Here is a 15506-nt window from a genome sequence, read left to right as displayed (position 1 = left end):
GCAAAGCCACGAAAAAGCCGCCCTCGAGGCGGCTTTTTTATGCGCTGGCCGGTTGCGCCGGCACTGGCGCGACGTCGTGCGCGGGGCTCAGCGTTCGAGCAGGCCGATCTTGTCGGGCTTGTTTTCCCAGTCCTTGGCGTCGGCCAGGGCGTCCTTGCGTTCGGTGATCACCGGCCAGCTCTTGGACAGCTCCGCGTTCAGCGCCACGAACGATTCCTGGCCACCGGGCACGTCGTCCTCGGGGTAGATCGCGTTGATCGGGCACTCGGGCTCGCACAAGGTGCAGTCGATGCACTCGTCGGGATTGATGACGAGGAAGTTGGGGCCTTCATGGAAGGCGTCGACCGGACAAACCTCGACGCAATCGGTGTACTTGCACTTGATGCAGTTGTCGGTGACGACAAAAGTCATACTGTCGCGAGCCTGTTCAGATGGGCTGCGGCCCGTGCCAGGCCGGAAGTGGCGCTCCCTACGAGGTTCGAACTCGTGTTCCCGCCTTGAGAGGGCGGTGTCCTAGACCACTAGACGAAGGGAGCGAAATGCACCGGAGCGCGGTAGTATAACGGAATTGTTTCGCCCGGCAATGCCCGGGGCCGACTTTGGCCCCTTCGCGAAACGGTCCCGCCAGCCATAGAAGGCAAGGTGGGACGTGGATGCGGCGATGCCGCGATTGATCGCTTTGAACGGCGCACAGCGCCTGCAAGGATCCAAACCGCTTGAGTCAAGACGCAAGGACCACCGCCAAGCCTGCACTGCGCATCATTCCGCGCGAGCAGCATGTGATCTCGCGCAAGAACATCAGCAAGGCAGCGCTGCGCGTGCTGTATCGCCTCAACGAGGCCGGCTACCAGGCCTATCTGGTGGGCGGCGCCGTGCGCGACCTGTTGTTGGGCGGACACCCCAAGGATTTCGACGTAGCCACCAATGCCACGCCGGACGAGGTGAAGAAGCTCTTTCGCAATTCACGCCTGATCGGTCGCCGCTTCCGCCTCGCGCATGTCGTGTACGGGCCGGAGATCATCGAGGTCGCCACCTTCCGCGGCACCGGCGAGGAGGAAGGCGAGGGCGATCGTCACATCGTCGACGGCCGCATCGTGCGCGACAACGTGTGGGGCACGATTGAAGAGGACGCCATTCGTCGCGACTTCCGCGTCAACGCCCTCTACTACGACATCAGTGACTTCTCGGTGCGCGATTACGTCGGCGGCATGCAGGACGTGGAAGATCGCGTGCTGCACCTGATCGGTGATCCGGCCACGCGTTATCGCGAAGACCCGGTGCGCATGCTGCGCGCGGTGCGCCTTGCCGCCAAGCTGGGTTTCCGCATCGATGCCGCCGCGGCTGCGCCATTCGACGAACTCGGCCCGCTGCTGGCTGACGCCGCGCCGGCGCGTTTGTTCGACGAGTCGCTCAAGCTGTTCCTGGCCGGCCATGGCCTCAAGAGCTTCCGCATGCTTGAGCAGACCGGGCTGCTGAAGTTCATGTTCCCGGCCACGGCGCGCGCGCTCAAGCGTGGTGACAAGGCACTGCGTGCGCTGGTCGAGCAAGGTCTCGCCAACACCGATGCGCGCGTGGCGGAAGGCAAGTCGGTGACGCCGGCCTTCCTGTTCGCCGTGCTGCTGTGGGGCGAGGTGCGCGATCTTGCGCATACCTGGATCACCAAGGGCCTGGAACCCAATGCCGCATGGGAACGGGCAGCGGTCCACGTGATCGGCGAGCAATGCCAGCGCGTGGCGATCCCGCGGCGCTTCACCCTCACCATGGAAGAAATCTGGGCGTTGCAGCCTCGCTTCGAGCAGGTGCAGCGCAAGCGCGTGTTCCGGCTGATGGCGCACCCGCGTTTCCGCGCGGCCTTCGACTTCCTGCTGCTGCGCGCTGCCGAATCGCCGGCCGTCAAGGAGCTCGGCGACTGGTGGGCGCATGCGCAGCAGTTGCCGCATGAGACCCTCGCGGCGGCACTGGCGGGCAGTTCCGCCGGCGCCCCCGCGGAGAGCGTCGCTCCTGCGAAACCTCGCAAGCGTCGCCGCCGCAAGCCGGCCGGCAAGTCGGGCAACAAATCGGACCACGCGTGACGAAAGCCTACATTGCGCTGGGCAGCAACCTCGGCGATGCGCGCGGACATGTGCTGAGCGCCTTCGATGCCCTGGCGCATCTGTCGGGCACGCGCCTGGACGCTCGCTCGCATCTCTATCTCACGCCCCCCTGGGGCGTGCTGGAGCAACCGCCGTTCATCAACGCGGTGGCACGCGTCGACACGACCTTGCCGCCGCATGCGTTGCTGGATGCCTTGCTGGCCATCGAGCGCGCGGCGGGCAGGGTTCGCGACGGCGAGCGTTGGGGGCCGCGCACGCTCGATCTCGACATCCTGCACATGGACGGCGTCGCCCTGCAGGATGAGCGGCTCACCCTGCCGCACCCGCGCATCCGCGACCGCGCTTTCGTGCTGATGCCGCTCAACGACCTGGCGCCGGATCTGGAGCTTGCCGGCCAGGGCCGCGTTGCTGCCTTGCTGGCGTCACTTGATACGACGGGGCTCGAGCGGTTGCCTTGAGCCCTTCACGTCCCACACGGGATAATCGGCGTCTGTTTCCGCCCTGAGGAACCTCTGTGTACGCACAGAAAGCGAATGCCCCCACGCGCAAGCCGGTCACCGTGCCATCGCTGCGCGCCATGAAGGCGGAAGGTCGCCGCATCGTCATGCTGACTGTCTACGACGCCAGCTTCGCGGCCCAGCTGGAAATGGCCGGCGTGGACGTAGCCTTGGTGGGTGATTCACTGGGCATGGTGGTGCAGGGGCATGCGAGCACACTGCCCGTGACGCTGGACCACATGGTCTATCACACCAGCATCGTGGCCCGAGGCCTGGGCTCGACCTTGCTGGTCGCCGACCTGCCGTTCATGGCCGATCGTGACGTCGGGCATGCACTCGAAGCGGGCGCGCAACTGGTGGGCGAGGGCGGTGCCGCCATGGTGAAGATCGAAGGCGCCGCACCGCATATCCTCGATGCGATTTCCGCCCTGGTGGCACGCGCCATCCCGGTGTGTGCTCACCTGGGCCTCACGCCGCAATCCGTGCACAAGTTCGGCGGCTTCCGCATCCAGGGACGGGCGCAGGACGCGGCCGACCATCTCGTGGCCCAGGCCGAGGCCGTCGAGGCGGCCGGTGCCGAGCTGCTGGTACTGGAGGGCATTCCGACCTCGCTGGGCGAGCGCATCACGCGCGCCGTCTCCATCCCGACCATCGGCATCGGTGCCGGACCGCATTGCGACGGGCAGGTGCTGGTGCTGCACGACATGCTGGGCGTCACTCCGGGCAAGCGCCCGAAGTTCAGCAAGGATTTCCTCGCAGGACGCGATTCTGTGGCCGCAGCGATCGCGGCCTACGCCGAAGACGTGCGCAACGGCGCCTTCCCGGCGGCGGAACACAGCTTCGACTGAAGCCATAGAGCAGAGCATCCATGCAAACAGTGCAAGACGCCGCGGCGCTACGCGCCGTGATCCGCGGTTGGCGCGGCCAGGGCCAGACCGTGGGCTTCGTGCCCACCATGGGCAACCTGCACGCGGGCCATCATTCGTTGATCAAGCTGGCTCGCGCCCGCGCCGATCGCGTGGTGGCGAGCGTGTTCGTCAATCCCACCCAGTTCGGGCCAAACGAGGATTTCGAGCGCTATCCGCGCACGCTCGTGCAGGACCAGGTCGGACTCGCCGAGCACGACTGCGATCTGCTGTTCGCGCCGGATGTGACCACGCTCTACCCCTTCGGCGCCGCCAGCAGCGTGAGCATCCACGTTCCGCAGCTGACCGAAACGCTGGAAGGGGCCTACCGTCCCGGTCATTTCGATGGCGTGGCCACGGTCGTGTGCAAACTGTTCAATCTGGTGCAGCCGGACCTTGCCGTATTCGGCCAGAAGGATTTCCAGCAGCTCAAGGTGATCGAGCGGATGGTGCGCGACCTGTCGTTGCCGGTGAAGATCATGGCGGCGCCGACGCTGCGCGCCGAGGACGGCCTGGCCCTCAGCTCGCGCAACCAGTACCTGTCGGCCGAGCACCGCGCCCTGGCGCCACAGATCCACGCGACCCTGCTGCAGATGCGCGAGCTCATCGCCAAGGGCCACGCCCGTACGGTGGTGGAGCAGGCGGCCGCGTCCAAGCTGGCCCGGGCCGGGTTCGAGGTCGACTATGCCGCCATCCGCCGCATCGAGGACCTCGCCGAGCCCGCCGATGGCGAGCAGGAGGGCCTGGTGGCGCTCATCGCCGCCCGCCTGGGCACCACCCGCCTCATCGACAACTTGCCGTTCGACTGAGCGGCCCCATATCGGAGCCGGACCGGCCATGTTGCAGCGCGACGTTCCCCGGCCGGATAATGGCGTGCTAGGCAGGCTGTACCTGCGGAAATGAAGTCATGAACCTGAACATGCTCAAGGCCAAGATCCACCGCGCGACGGTGACCCATGCCGAGCTCCATTACGAAGGCTCCATCGCGATCGACGGCCTGCTGCTCGATGCCTCCGGCATCCGCGAGTACGAGCAGATCCATGCGTGGAACATCAACAACGGCAAGCGCTTCGTGACCTACGCGCTGCGTGCCGAAGAGGGTTCCGGCATCATTTCGGTCAACGGCAGCGCCGCCCATCGCGCCCAGCCGGGCGACCTGGTGATCATCGCCGCGTTCGCCCAGCTGTCCGAGGCCGAGGTCGAGCAGTTCCAGCCGACCCTGGTCTACGTGGACGCGGACAACCGCATCTCGCATACCAATCGCTCCATCCCCAAGCAGATGGCTGCGGCGTAAAACCTCGCGCCCCGCTTCGGGCGGGGCATGGTTGCGGTGCAACAATCTGCTGGCATGGGACGCGGAAAGCTGCGTAAGATCGGGGTTCCCATCCGCCAAGCATGAGCCCCCATGTCGCCCGACCAACGTTCGTCCTTCCTGGCAGAGCACGTCGACCGTCTCGCACGCACCCACCTGCGTGAATTGCTGAAGGACGCCACGCGCGGCAAACGCCTGCGACACCGGCTCGGTCCGCTTTTGCTGGATCTGAGCCGGCAGAAGCTGGATGTCGCGGCATTGGATGCGCTCGGTGCGCATATCGAGGCCAGCGGCTGGCAGGCAGCGCGCGACGCGATGTTCGCCGGCGCCCCGATCAACACCTCCGAAGATCGCGCGGTACTGCATACCGCACTGCGCGCGAGCGGCTCCAAATTGCCATCGCCGGCGCCGCGCGAAGCGTTGGATGAAATCGCCGAGACCCTCAAGCGCATCGATACGCTGGTGCACGCGGTCGGCCTGGGCGACGCCTCGGCCTTCGGCGTGGCGCCCGGCATTACCGATGTGGTCAATATCGGCATTGGCGGTTCCGATCTCGGCCCGCGCCTGGCCGAACGCGCGCTGGCGCCGTATCACGTGCCAGGCCTGCGCAGCCATTTCCTCACCAATGTCGACGGCCAGTCGGCGTACGAGCTGATGCACCAGCTCGATCCCAAGCGCACGTTGATCGTAATGGTGTCCAAGACGTTCACCACGCAGGAGACGCTGCTCAACGGCAACGTGATGCGCGACTGGATCAGCCGCGCCTACGAAGGTGAAGTAACCGCCGTTTCCCGCCATTTCCTGGCGGTGAGCGCGAATGTCGCCGCCGCCGAAGCGTGGGGCGTGCCGGCGGCGCAGGTCTATCCGATGTGGGATTTCGTCGGTGGCCGTTTCTCGCTGTGGTCGGCGGTGGGTCTCTCGCTCGCGCTGGCGATCGGTTGCTACAACTTCCATGCGCTGCTGAAAGGCGCGGCCCTGGTCGACGACCATTTCCGCACGGCGCCATGGCAGGAAAACCTGCCCGTGCTGCTGAGCCTCGTGGAGCTGTGGAACCGCAACGCGCAGGGGCGCGGCAGTCGCGCCGTGGTGCCCTACGCGGATCTGCTGATGGACCTGACGTCCTACCTTCAGCAGCTGGAAATGGAGAGCCTCGGCAAGCAGGTGACACCGCAGGGCAAGCCGGTCGCGCAATCCACGTCGCCGGTGGTGTGGGGCAGCGTGGGCACCAATGCGCAGCATGCGTATTTCCAGTCGTTGCACCAGGGCACCGATGTGGTGCCGCTGGAGTTCATCGGCGTGGTGAAGCCGGCGCATCATCTCGTCGCCAACCACGACGCGCTGCTGTCGAACCTGCTCGCGCAGGCCGCGGCACTGGCGCTGGGTAAGACCGTCGACGAAGCGCTGGCCGAGGCGAAGCAGGGCAGCGACGAGGAGCGTCGCGTGCTGGCCGCGCAGCGCACCTTCCCGGGCGATCGCCCCAGCACCGTGATCCTGCTCGACCAGCTCACGCCGGAAAGCCTCGGCGCGCTGATTGCGCTCTACGAGCACAAGGTGTTCATGCTCGGCCACCTGTGGGGCATCAACGCGTTCGACCAGTGGGGCGTGGAGCTCGGCAAGTCCATCGCGCGGCAGATCCTGCCGGCACTGGAAAACGAGGGCGCCAATATCTCGGCGTTCGACCTGTCGACCCAGGTCCTGCTCGAAACCATCCACGACCGCCGGCTTACCCTGGCCAAGCACGATCGTTGAGCCGGAGCCGCGCGTGCTGGCCTAGCCGTTGTGCCTGGCCAGCGCCCACGCGACGTGTTCGCGCACGATGGGCGAAGCATCGTTCGCGCGCGACTGCAACGATGCCAGCACATCCGGTGAGGTGGGCGCGTTGCCCAGCGCGACCGCGATATTGCGCAACCAGCCTTCGTAACCGGTGCGGCGGATCGCCATGCCTTCCGTGCGCTGCAGGAATGCCTGCTCGCTCCATGCGAACAACTCCACCAGCTTCGCGCCGTCCAGTTGATGGCGTGGCGCGAAGTCGGGTTCGGTGGCGTCCTGTGCGAACTTGTTCCAGGGACAGATGAGCTGGCAGTCGTCGCAGCCGAAGATGCGGTTGCCCATCGGTGCGCGTAATTCCTCTGGAATGCTGCCGCGCAGTTCGATGGTGAGGTAGGAAATGCAACGACGCGCGTCGAGTTTGTACGGCGCGATGATGGCCTGCGTCGGGCAGATGTCGATGCAGCGACGGCAACTGCCGCAATGCGCGCTGGCCGGCTCGTCGATCGGCAAGGGCAGGTCGGTGTAGAGCTCGCCAAGGAAAAAGTACGAGCCGGCGCGCCGGTTGATCAGCACCGTGTGCTTGCCGATCCAGCCGAGACCTGCGTTGCGGGCCAGCGCCTTCTCCAGCACCGGAGCGGAATCGACAAAGGCGCGATAACCGAAGTCACCGATGGCGTCGTGGATGCGCGTCGCCAGTTTCTGCAGGCGATGGCGCATCAGCTTGTGATAGTCGCGACCGAGCGCATAGCGCGCCACGTAACCGGCTTCGGCGTCTTCCAGCACGTTCCACGCGTTGCGCGTGCCCGGCGGCACATAGTCCATGCGCACGGTGATCACGCGCACCGTGCCCGGCTCCAGTTCGCCGGGGCGGCTGCGCTTGTCGCCGTGGCGCGCCATGTAATCCATCTCGCCGTGATGGCCCGCATCAAGCCAGCGCTTGAGGTGCAGCTCGTCGTCGCCGAGGTCCGTGCCGGCGATGCCGACGTCGGCAAAACCCAGCTCGCGCGCCCAGCGCTTGATGTCGCGCGCCAGGGCGGCGTAGTCGGTGGAGGTGGTCGGGGCGGCGGTCATATGCCTATTGTAGGCGCTCGGTGCGTGGAGCCTTCGCACCGCATGCCTATAATTCGTGCATGACCGCCAGCGCCCACCGCCATGAGCTCTACACCGTCGATCAGGTGCGCGCACTCGATCGTCGTGCCATCGACACACTCGGCATTCCCGGTTACGAGCTGATGCAGCGTGCCGCAGCGGCTGCGTTGGTCTGCCTGCGCCACCACTGGCCGCGGGCCCGGCGCATCGCCGTCTGCTGCGGCCCTGGCAACAACGGTGGCGATGGGTTCCTGCTGGCGATGCTGGCGCGAGAAGCTGGCTTTCACGCCGAGGTCGTCGCGTTGGGCGACAGTCGCGGTGACGATGCGATACGCGCCCGCCGCGAGTTCGAGGCGAGTGGCGGCGTCGTGCACGCGTGGCATGACGAGCTCGTGTTGCCGGAGGCGGACGTGCTGGTCGATGCGCTGTTCGGCACCGGATTGCAGCGCGCGCTCAGTGCGGAGGTCGCGACGCTGGTGCGGCGCATGCGCGCCACGGGTTGCCCGCTGCTGGCGCTGGACGTGCCTTCCGGCGTGAATGCCGACACCGGCGCGGTACCGGGCGAGGCGATCCGCGCGGACGCCACGGTCACCTTCATTGCCGCCAAGCGCGGTCTCTACACCGGTTTTGCGCCGGGCCATGTCGGGCAGGTGCATTGGGATCCCCTGGGGCTGCCGGAAACGCTATGGCAAGGCTTCCATGCGGATGCGGAGCTGATGCAGCCGGTCACCTTGCCACCGCGCCCGCGGCAGGCACACAAGGGCGATAACGGGCACGTGCTGGCGATCGGCGGCGAACACGGTACGGCGGGCGCCATCCGTCTCTGTGGTGAAGCGGCCCTGCGCGCGGGTGCGGGGCTGGTGAGCATCGCGACCCGCGGCGAGCATCTGGTGGCCCTCAACGCGGCCCGACCGGAGTTGATGGCGCATGAAGTCCATGGACCGCAGGCGCTGGAAGAATTGATGCAGCGAGCCACCGTGCTCGCCGTGGGGCCCGGTCTTGGGCAGGGTGCATGGGGTCATGCCCTGTGGACGACGGCGCTCGATGCCGGCAGGTCGACGGTGCTCGACGCCGATGGACTGAACCTGCTGGCGCGCGAGCCGCGGCCCTTCACCGGGAGCACGGTGCTCACGCCGCATCCCGGCGAGGCGGCACGTTTGCTTGGCTGCGATACCGCGACCATTGCGGCCGATCGTTTCGCCGCCGTACGCGAGCTTGCCCGCCGCTATGGCGCCGTGGCGGTGCTCAAAGGGGCGGGCAGCCTGGTCGCCGACCAGGATGGCCGCGTTGCGGTCTGTCCCTGGGGCAATCCCGGGATGGCATCCGGTGGCATGGGCGATCTGCTCACCGGCATCGTGGCGGCACTCCTGGCCCAGGGGTGCGACGCCTGGCAGGCGGCCTGCCTCGGCGTCGGCCTGCATGCCCGCGCCGGGGATCTCGCGGCACGGCATCATGGCGAGCGCGGCCTGATCGCCAGCGACCTGCTGGAACCTCTGAGGCTGCTGCTCAACGGACGGGAATCATGACGGGATACAGCAGCTGGGACCTCCCCGACGAAGCAGCGACTGCCGCCTTGGCCACGCGCATGGCGGGCGCGCTCGAAACCGGCCTCGTCGTCTATCTGCACGGTGACCTCGGCGCAGGCAAGACCAGTTTCGCCCGGGCCTTGCTGGGCGCCCTGGGCGTTGGCGAGCGGATCAAGAGCCCGACCTACAGCCTGGTCGAATCCTATCGGGCACGGGGGCGGCCGGCCTGGCATCTCGATCTGTACCGCATCGCCGATCCCGGCGAACTGGAATGGCTGGGTCTCGACGCCTTGTCCGATCCTGCGGCGCTGGTGTTGGTGGAGTGGCCCGAACGGGGGGCTGGCGCCCTGCCATCGCCTGACCTGATCGTCCACCTCGGTTATGCCGGGGTGGGCCGCAAGGCGTCGATGGAGCCTCGTACCGGACGAGGCAGTCAGGTCGTCGCCCGGCTCGCTTCAAGTCCAGGCCGCACCTAAGTATCTGCAGTCGTTGAGATTTTTCCACAGGCTTCGCCGTTCAACGGAAGCCTTCAGTTTGCGTGGGTTGCAGCCGATAGCTGGAGGCCATCTGACGAAACTCTTGCAGGTCATGGATATTCAAGGGAAAACCTCTTGCTTTCGGCGATGCTCTGGGCTTCAATTCCGCTCCATGAAGGGATATAGGACGCATCCTGCTCGGCTCGGCGCAGTGGCCTTGTTGGCCCTGGCGTCTTTTTGCGTGGCGAAAGCCGCCGACGTGAAGTCCGCGCGCGTCTGGGCGGGCCCCGAATACACCCGCGTGGTGCTGGATGTTTCCGGCCCGGTCACCTACAAGATCAAGCAGGACGGCGACCAGGTCACCATCGACCTGGACGGCAGTTCCATCAGCAGCAGCTTCAACTCGCCCGCCGCACAAGGCCTGTACAAGGGGCTGAGCGGCGCCCGGCAGGGCAGTGGCGCCCGGCTGACCGCGAAGGTCGACCCGGCCAGCACGGTCAAGAGCTTCGTGCTCAGCCCGCAGGCCGAATACGGCTATCGCCTGGTGGTCGATCTGTACCCGGGTCACGAGGTGGCGTCGACCAAGTCCTCGTCCAAACCCGCGGCGCCCGCCAGGGACAGCGACGAGGACAGCAATTCCTCACCGACGCCGGTCGCCGAAGCGTCGCCGCCGTCCCCATCGCCCGCTCCCGAGCCGGTCGTTGCGTCCCGCGGCACGGCCAAGTCGTCGCTCAAGCCCACGCAGAGCGGCATGGCATCCACCCGCGCCGCCGCCGCGATGCTGAATGGCGAGCGCAAGGTGGTGATCGCCATTGACGCCGGTCATGGCGGTGAGGACCCGGGCGCCCATGGTCCGGGCGGCACGCTGGAGAAGAACGTCACGCTCGCCGTGGCGCGCCAGCTGGCCGAGCAGATCAACCAGCAGCCGGGCATGCGCGCGGTGCTGACGCGCAGCGCGGATTTCTTCATCCCGCTGGCCCAGCGCTACCAGATCGCCCGCAACAATTCGGCCGACCTGTTCATCTCGATCCATGCCGACGCCTTCATCAATGGCGACGCGAAGGGCTCGTCGGTGTGGGTGCTGTCGCCGCGAGGCAAGACCAGCATGGCCGCCCGTTGGCTGGCGGACGGCCAGAACCGAGCCGACCTGATTGGCGGCGTCACGCTGGACGACAAGAACGACGGCCTGGCCGCGGTGTTGCTCGACCTGCAACAGGGCTATTCGATGCAGGCCAGCGAAACCGTGGCCGGTAACGTGCTGAAGGCGCTGGGTAATCTCGGCCCCACCCATCGCGGCTATGTCGAACGCGCGAACTTCGTGGTGCTGCGTTCGCCGGACGTGCCTTCGATCCTGGTCGAGACGGCGTTCATCAGCAATCCGGACGAAGAGCGCAAGCTGCGCGATCCCTTGCACCAGTCGCGCCTGGCAACGGCGGTGATGAACGGCGTGAGAGGTTATTTCGAAGCCACGCCACCGCCAGGCAGCTGGTTCGCCGCGCAGGCCGCGCGTCGCAGCGGCGTGGCGACGGCCGTGGCCTCCTCGCAAGGCGACGATGACGATACGTCGGCCAAAGCCACCAAGGCGGTGGCGCAGGCCATGGCGTCCAAGTCGGCTGATGATGGCGTGCGTGACATGCACCGCGTCGAACGCGGCGAAAGCCTGCGCAGCATCGCCCGCCAGTACGGCGTGAGCGTGAACGCCTTGAAGACCGCCAATCGCCTGGACAGTGACAGCGGCGTGCGTGTCGGCATGACGTTGGCCATTCCGTCCAGCTGATACATCGGTGTTGGGGGAGTGCAGGTGGCGCCGCCTTCGGGCGGCGCTTTTACTTTCGTCCCCGGGCGGCAGGCTCTAAGCTTCGCGGATGCCTGTCATCCGTCCCCTTCCTCCCGAACTCATCAACCAGATCGCCGCCGGCGAAGTGATCGAGCGTCCCTCGTCCGTCGTCAAGGAACTGGTCGAGAACAGCCTGGATGCTGGCGCGACGCGCGTCGAAGTCGACATCGAGCAAGGCGGCGCGCGACTGATCCGCGTGCGCGACGATGGTTGCGGCATCGTGCAGGACGAACTGCAATTGGCCGTGGCCTCCCATGCCACCAGCAAGATCGGCAGCTTCGACGATCTCGAACACGTGGCCAGCATGGGCTTTCGTGGTGAGGCGTTGGCGTCGGTATCGTCGGTGGCGCGCTTCGCGCTGACGTCGCGCGCACAAGGCCAGGAGACGGCGTTCCGCATCGAAGTGGATGGCGGCAAGATGCAGGCCGCACGCCCGGCGCAGCATCCGCAGGGCAGCAGCGTCGAAGTACGCGACCTGTTCTACAACGTGCCGGCACGCCGGAAATTCCTCCGCGCGGAACGCACGGAGTTCGCGCATATCGACGATCTGCTGAAGTCGCTCGCCCTGGCGCGTGGCTCGGTGGAGTTTCGACTGAGCCATAACGGCAAGCCGGTCCGCATCCTCAAGGCCGCGCGTGACGAGAGCGCCGCCTTGCAGCGCGTCGCCGAAGTGCTGGGCGAAGACTTCCCCGCACAGAGCCTGCGCATCGATCACGCCGCCGCGGGCCTGCATCTGTCGGGCTGGGTCGGCTTGCCGACCGCGTCGCGCTCGCAGGCCGATTCGCAGTATTTCTACGTCAACGGACGTCTGGTGCGCGATCGCGTGGTGGCGCATGCGGTGCGACAGGCTTACGCGGACGTGTTGTTCCATGGTCGTCATCCGGCGTTCGTGTTGTACCTCGAACTCGATCCGGCCGGCGTGGACGTGAACGTGCATCCGGCCAAGCACGAAGTACGCTTTCGCGAGCAGCGGCTGGTGCATGATTTCCTGTTCCGCACGCTGCATGAGGCACTTGCGCAGACGCGGGCAGGGCAGCTCGGTGCATCAACGCAGGAGCCGATGGCGGCAACGCCACCTGCTTATGCGTTTGCCTCGGCACCCGGCGCGCCTTCCGCTCCGGCATGGCCCAACGCCTTCAGCCAGAGTCGCCTCAGCCTCGGTGTGCGCGACGAGCCGTTGGCTGATTACGCCGCATTGCTTGGAGAACCTTCGGCACCGCCCGCCTCATTGGCCTTTGCCGCGAACACACCGATGCCCGAAGCGGCGGATGACGAAGCACCGCCACTCGGTTTCGCCATCGCGCAGCTCAAGAGCATCTACATCCTCGCGGAAAATGCGCATGGCCTGGTGCTGGTCGACATGCATGCGGCGCACGAGCGCATCACCTATGAAAAGCTCAAGGCAGGGCGCGCCTGCAGCAACCTGCGATCGCAGCTGTTGCTGGTTCCGCTGAATGTGTCAGTGAGCGCGAAGGAAGCCGCCGCAGCGGAAGAGCACGCCGATGCCTTGGCCGACTGGGGACTGGAACTGTCGCGTAGTGGTCCTTCGGGCGTCGTGGTACGGCGCATCCCGGCATTGCTGGAAGGCGCTGACGTGGCCCAGTTGTGCCGCGACGTGCTGGCCGAACTTGCGCAGCACGGCAGTTCGCGGCGCCTGCAGGAGCTGGAGAACGAACTGCTCGCCACCATGGCCTGTCATGGCTCGGTGCGCGCGGGCCGGCGTCTCACCGTGCCCGAAATGAATGCGTTGCTACGTGAAATGGAAGCCACCGAACGCTCCGGGCAATGCAACCACGGTCGCCCGACCTGGACGCAGCTGAGCCTGCCCGAGCTGGACAGGCTGTTCCTGCGCGGCCGCTGAATCTCGTATATGTAGGAGCGCACCCAATGCGCGATCGCAGGTTGCGGCGTTGCCGCTCCGTAGGCTTTTCGCGCACTGGGTGCGCTCCTACAGGTGGGATACCGGTGCGCTCGGGGGCCCACGCTTGCCAGTGCGGCAAATGGACGGCCATACTCGGACCCCTGTTCCGACGGGGCCTGCCATGTTGCGTACCGCCGTTTTCGCTTTCGCCTTGAGCCTTGGAGTTGCCGCAGTGCACGCCCAAACCCCCAGCCATACCGACGTCAACGATTTTTCGCAGCAGATCGCGCAGTGGCGCAGTGCGCGCCTCAACAACCTCACCGCACCGAGCGGCTGGCTCAGCCTGATCGGGCTGGACTGGTTGCAGGAAGGTGCGAACCGCGTGGGCAGCGCCGCCGACAACGACATCGTGCTCAAGGCGGGGCCTGCGCACCTGGGCGTGGTGACGCTCGCAAAGGATGGCGCCGTGCATATCGCCCTCGACAAGAACAGTGGCGCCACGGTGGACGGCAAGGCGGTGCAGGAGGCCGATCTCGTCGATGACATGCATGCCGGCAACGCTTCGCCGTCGGTGGTGGCATTCGGAAGCGCGAGTTTCCTGGTGATCGAACGTGATGGGCGCAAGGCGTTGCGCGTGAAAGACAGCAACGCGGAGACGCGCACGCATTTCGCAGGCCTGGATAATTTCCCGGCCGATCCGTCGTGGCGCATCGTGGCGGACTGGGTGCCGTTCAATCCGCCGCACGAACTGGAGATCGGTTCGGTGCTCGGCACCATCAACAAGGAGAAGGTGCCGGGCAAGGCGGTGTTCCATCGCGATGGCCACACCTATGAGCTGATGCCGATCCAGGAAGAACCGGATTCGCTGTTCTTCGTTATCGCCGACCGTACGTCTGGTCGCGAAACTTACGGCGCCGCGCGCTTCCTCTACGCGGATCTGCCGAAGGACGGCAAGGTCGTGCTGGACTTCAATCGCGCATACAACCCGCCGTGCGCATTCACACCGTATGCGACCTGTCCGCTGGCGCCACCGGAGAACCGGATGGATCTTGCGGTGACGGCGGGCGAGAAGAAATACAGCGGCGGCCATTGAGCGCCGCATGACCGCAACGACCAACGTCTGATGCGGACACCCCAGAAAGGCCAGGCGAATCGAATCGCCTGGCCTTCGCTTTTTCAGCGGCCCTTGAATTCGGGCTTGCGCTTTTCCAGGAACGCCGTGGTGCCTTCGCGCATGTCCTCGGTGGCGAAGGCGAGGGCGAAGGCCTGCGTTTCAAACTCCAGCCCCTGGTCGATGCTGGTCTCGCCGCCCTGCAGTACGGCGTCGAGGATGCCGGCGGCGGCCAGCGGGGCAGACGCGGCGAGCTGGTCGGCCAAGGCGTTGACCGTTTCGTCCAGCGCCTCCGGTGCCACTACGCGGTTGACGACACCCAGCTCATAGGCGCGTTGCGCGCCGATCGGCGCACCGGTCAGGCACAGCTCCAGAGCGGCGCCGCGGCCGGCCAGGCGCAACAGGCGCTGCGTGCCACCGAAGCCCGGGATCAGTCCGAGATTGATTTCCGGCTGCCCGAACTTGGCCTTTTCGCTGGCGACGCGCAGATGACAGCACATGGCCAGTTCCATGCCGCCGCCAAGGGCGAAACCCTGGATGCGTGCGATCACCGGTTTGCCGAGGCGTTCGACCAGGCTCATGAGGCGCTGGCCCGCGCGCGAGAAGCCTTGCGCCTGCACCGGCGTGTAGCCGTTCATTTCGGAGATGTCGGCACCGGCCACGAAAGCCTTTTCGCCCGCACCCGCCAATACCACGACACGGACAGCGTCGTCCTGGGCAGCCTGGGTGAAGGCCAGGGTCAGCTCATTGAGCGTCTCGCGATTGAGCGCATTGAGCTTGTCCGGGCGGTTGACGGTGATCGTGCGCACCGCGCCGCGGTTGGTGATGTCCAGGTTCCGGTAGGCCATGGCCTCGCTCCAGAGGTAAAGCGGCTATGGTACCAGTGGGAACCTTTGGAGCTCCCGGCGTTCTCAGCAGGGACCCCCGTCGACGGACGTTCGCTGCACGATAGGCCCGGACCGCTTACGATGACTAAGGCAACACTGACTAAGGCATTATGACGACGATACTTGGCCAGGGTTGCCTCTA

14 protein-coding genes and 1 tRNA gene are annotated in these 15506 nt (G+C 66.3%); 11 read left to right on the top strand and 4 right to left on the bottom strand.

The window, feature by feature from the left end; translation table 11 throughout:
- Positions 1-87: 87 nt before the first annotated feature.
- Positions 88-411, bottom strand: a complete 324-nt coding sequence (gene fdxA, locus CA260_RS14185; protein ID WP_111983717.1) for a ferredoxin FdxA — start codon at positions 409-411, stop codon at positions 88-90.
- A gap of 49 nt (positions 412-460) precedes the next feature.
- Positions 461-536 (bottom strand) — tRNA-Glu (locus tag CA260_RS14180).
- Between the two features lie 180 nt (positions 537-716).
- On the opposite strand from CA260_RS14180, the gene pcnB reads away from it, so the two are divergent.
- From pcnB to pgi, 6 genes are all read left to right on the top strand, one after another.
- Entirely contained in the window at positions 717-2072 is a 1356-nt protein-coding gene (gene pcnB, locus CA260_RS14175) for a polynucleotide adenylyltransferase PcnB (protein ID WP_111983716.1), read from the top strand.
- A complete protein-coding gene (gene folK / locus CA260_RS14170) occupies positions 2069-2551 on the top strand; it encodes a 2-amino-4-hydroxy-6-hydroxymethyldihydropteridine diphosphokinase (RefSeq protein ID WP_111983715.1) in 483 nt (160 codons plus the stop codon). The genes pcnB and folK overlap by 4 nt, the downstream gene beginning before the upstream one ends.
- A 56-nt stretch (positions 2552-2607) precedes the next feature.
- Positions 2608-3438, top strand: a complete 831-nt coding sequence (gene panB, locus CA260_RS14165) for a 3-methyl-2-oxobutanoate hydroxymethyltransferase (RefSeq protein ID WP_111983714.1) — start codon at positions 2608-2610, stop codon at positions 3436-3438.
- Between the two features lie 20 nt (positions 3439-3458).
- On the top strand, positions 3459-4304 hold the full coding sequence (panC, locus tag CA260_RS14160) for a pantoate--beta-alanine ligase (RefSeq protein WP_111983713.1): 846 nt from the start codon (positions 3459-3461) through the stop codon (positions 4302-4304).
- 98 nt (positions 4305-4402) lie between these two features.
- Positions 4403-4789, top strand: a complete 387-nt coding sequence (gene panD / locus CA260_RS14155; protein ID WP_111983712.1) for an aspartate 1-decarboxylase — start codon at positions 4403-4405, stop codon at positions 4787-4789.
- Between the two features lie 111 nt (positions 4790-4900).
- The gene (pgi, locus tag CA260_RS14150) at positions 4901-6556 is read left to right on the top strand and encodes a glucose-6-phosphate isomerase (protein ID WP_111983711.1); all 1656 of its coding nucleotides are present in this window, start codon (positions 4901-4903) and stop codon (positions 6554-6556) included.
- Positions 6557-6577: 21 nt separating this feature from the next.
- On the opposite strand, the gene queG is transcribed toward pgi, so the two are convergent.
- Positions 6578-7648, bottom strand: a complete 1071-nt coding sequence (gene queG / locus CA260_RS14145) for a tRNA epoxyqueuosine(34) reductase QueG (protein ID WP_111983710.1) — start codon at positions 7646-7648, stop codon at positions 6578-6580.
- Between the two features lie 59 nt (positions 7649-7707).
- Between queG and CA260_RS14140 the strand changes: the two genes are divergently transcribed.
- The 5 genes from CA260_RS14140 (at position 7708) to CA260_RS14120 (ending at position 14459) form a co-directional block, all read left to right on the top strand.
- Positions 7708-9192, top strand: a complete 1485-nt coding sequence (locus tag CA260_RS14140) for an NAD(P)H-hydrate dehydratase (protein ID WP_111983709.1) — start codon at positions 7708-7710, stop codon at positions 9190-9192.
- A complete protein-coding gene (gene tsaE / locus CA260_RS14135; RefSeq protein WP_111983708.1) occupies positions 9189-9668 on the top strand; it encodes a tRNA (adenosine(37)-N6)-threonylcarbamoyltransferase complex ATPase subunit type 1 TsaE in 480 nt (159 codons plus the stop codon). The genes CA260_RS14140 and tsaE overlap by 4 nt, the downstream gene beginning before the upstream one ends.
- A 172-nt stretch (positions 9669-9840) precedes the next feature.
- Complete coding sequence (locus CA260_RS14130; RefSeq protein ID WP_111983707.1) at positions 9841-11445, top strand: N-acetylmuramoyl-L-alanine amidase; 1605 nt, start codon at positions 9841-9843, stop codon at positions 11443-11445.
- Between the two features lie 88 nt (positions 11446-11533).
- Positions 11534-13366, top strand: coding sequence for a DNA mismatch repair endonuclease MutL (mutL, locus tag CA260_RS14125; protein WP_111983706.1), 1833 nt, complete (start codon positions 11534-11536; stop codon positions 13364-13366).
- A gap of 181 nt (positions 13367-13547) precedes the next feature.
- Positions 13548-14459, top strand: a complete 912-nt coding sequence (locus CA260_RS14120) for a DUF1684 domain-containing protein (protein ID WP_111983705.1) — start codon at positions 13548-13550, stop codon at positions 14457-14459.
- An 83-nt stretch (positions 14460-14542) separates the two neighbouring features.
- On the opposite strand, the gene CA260_RS14115 is transcribed toward CA260_RS14120, so the two are convergent.
- On the bottom strand, positions 14543-15325 hold the full coding sequence (locus tag CA260_RS14115; protein ID WP_111983704.1) for an enoyl-CoA hydratase/isomerase family protein: 783 nt from the start codon (positions 15323-15325) through the stop codon (positions 14543-14545).
- Positions 15326-15506: the final 181 nt, after the last annotated feature.

The sequence above is a fragment of the Dyella jiangningensis genome, assembly GCF_003264855.1.
GTDB classification, from domain to species: Bacteria; Pseudomonadota; Gammaproteobacteria; order Xanthomonadales; family Rhodanobacteraceae; genus Dyella; species Dyella jiangningensis_C.
This window is presented reverse-complemented; position numbering and strand designations above follow the sequence as displayed.

Bases quoted from the DNA above. Each gene is read 5' to 3' on its own strand.
- tsaE (WP_111983708.1), top strand. From the start codon at position 9,189: ATGACGGGATACAGCAGCTGGGACCTCCCCGACGAAGCAGCGACTGCC.
- queG (WP_111983710.1), bottom strand. From the start codon at position 7,648: ATGACCGCCGCCCCGACCACCTCCACCGACTACGCCGCCCTGGCGCGC.
- CA260_RS14115 (WP_111983704.1), bottom strand. From the start codon at position 15,325: ATGGCCTACCGGAACCTGGACATCACCAACCGCGGCGCGGTGCGCACG.
- panC (WP_111983713.1), top strand. From the start codon at position 3,459: ATGCAAACAGTGCAAGACGCCGCGGCGCTACGCGCCGTGATCCGCGGT.
- pgi (WP_111983711.1), top strand. From the start codon at position 4,901: ATGTCGCCCGACCAACGTTCGTCCTTCCTGGCAGAGCACGTCGACCGT.
- CA260_RS14140 (WP_111983709.1), top strand. From the start codon at position 7,708: ATGACCGCCAGCGCCCACCGCCATGAGCTCTACACCGTCGATCAGGTG.
- panD (WP_111983712.1), top strand. From the start codon at position 4,403: ATGAACCTGAACATGCTCAAGGCCAAGATCCACCGCGCGACGGTGACC.
- CA260_RS14130 (WP_111983707.1), top strand. From the start codon at position 9,841: ATGAAGGGATATAGGACGCATCCTGCTCGGCTCGGCGCAGTGGCCTTG.
- CA260_RS14120 (WP_111983705.1), top strand. From the start codon at position 13,548: ATGTTGCGTACCGCCGTTTTCGCTTTCGCCTTGAGCCTTGGAGTTGCC.
- fdxA (WP_111983717.1), bottom strand. From the start codon at position 411: ATGACTTTTGTCGTCACCGACAACTGCATCAAGTGCAAGTACACCGAT.
- mutL (WP_111983706.1), top strand. From the start codon at position 11,534: ATGCCTGTCATCCGTCCCCTTCCTCCCGAACTCATCAACCAGATCGCC.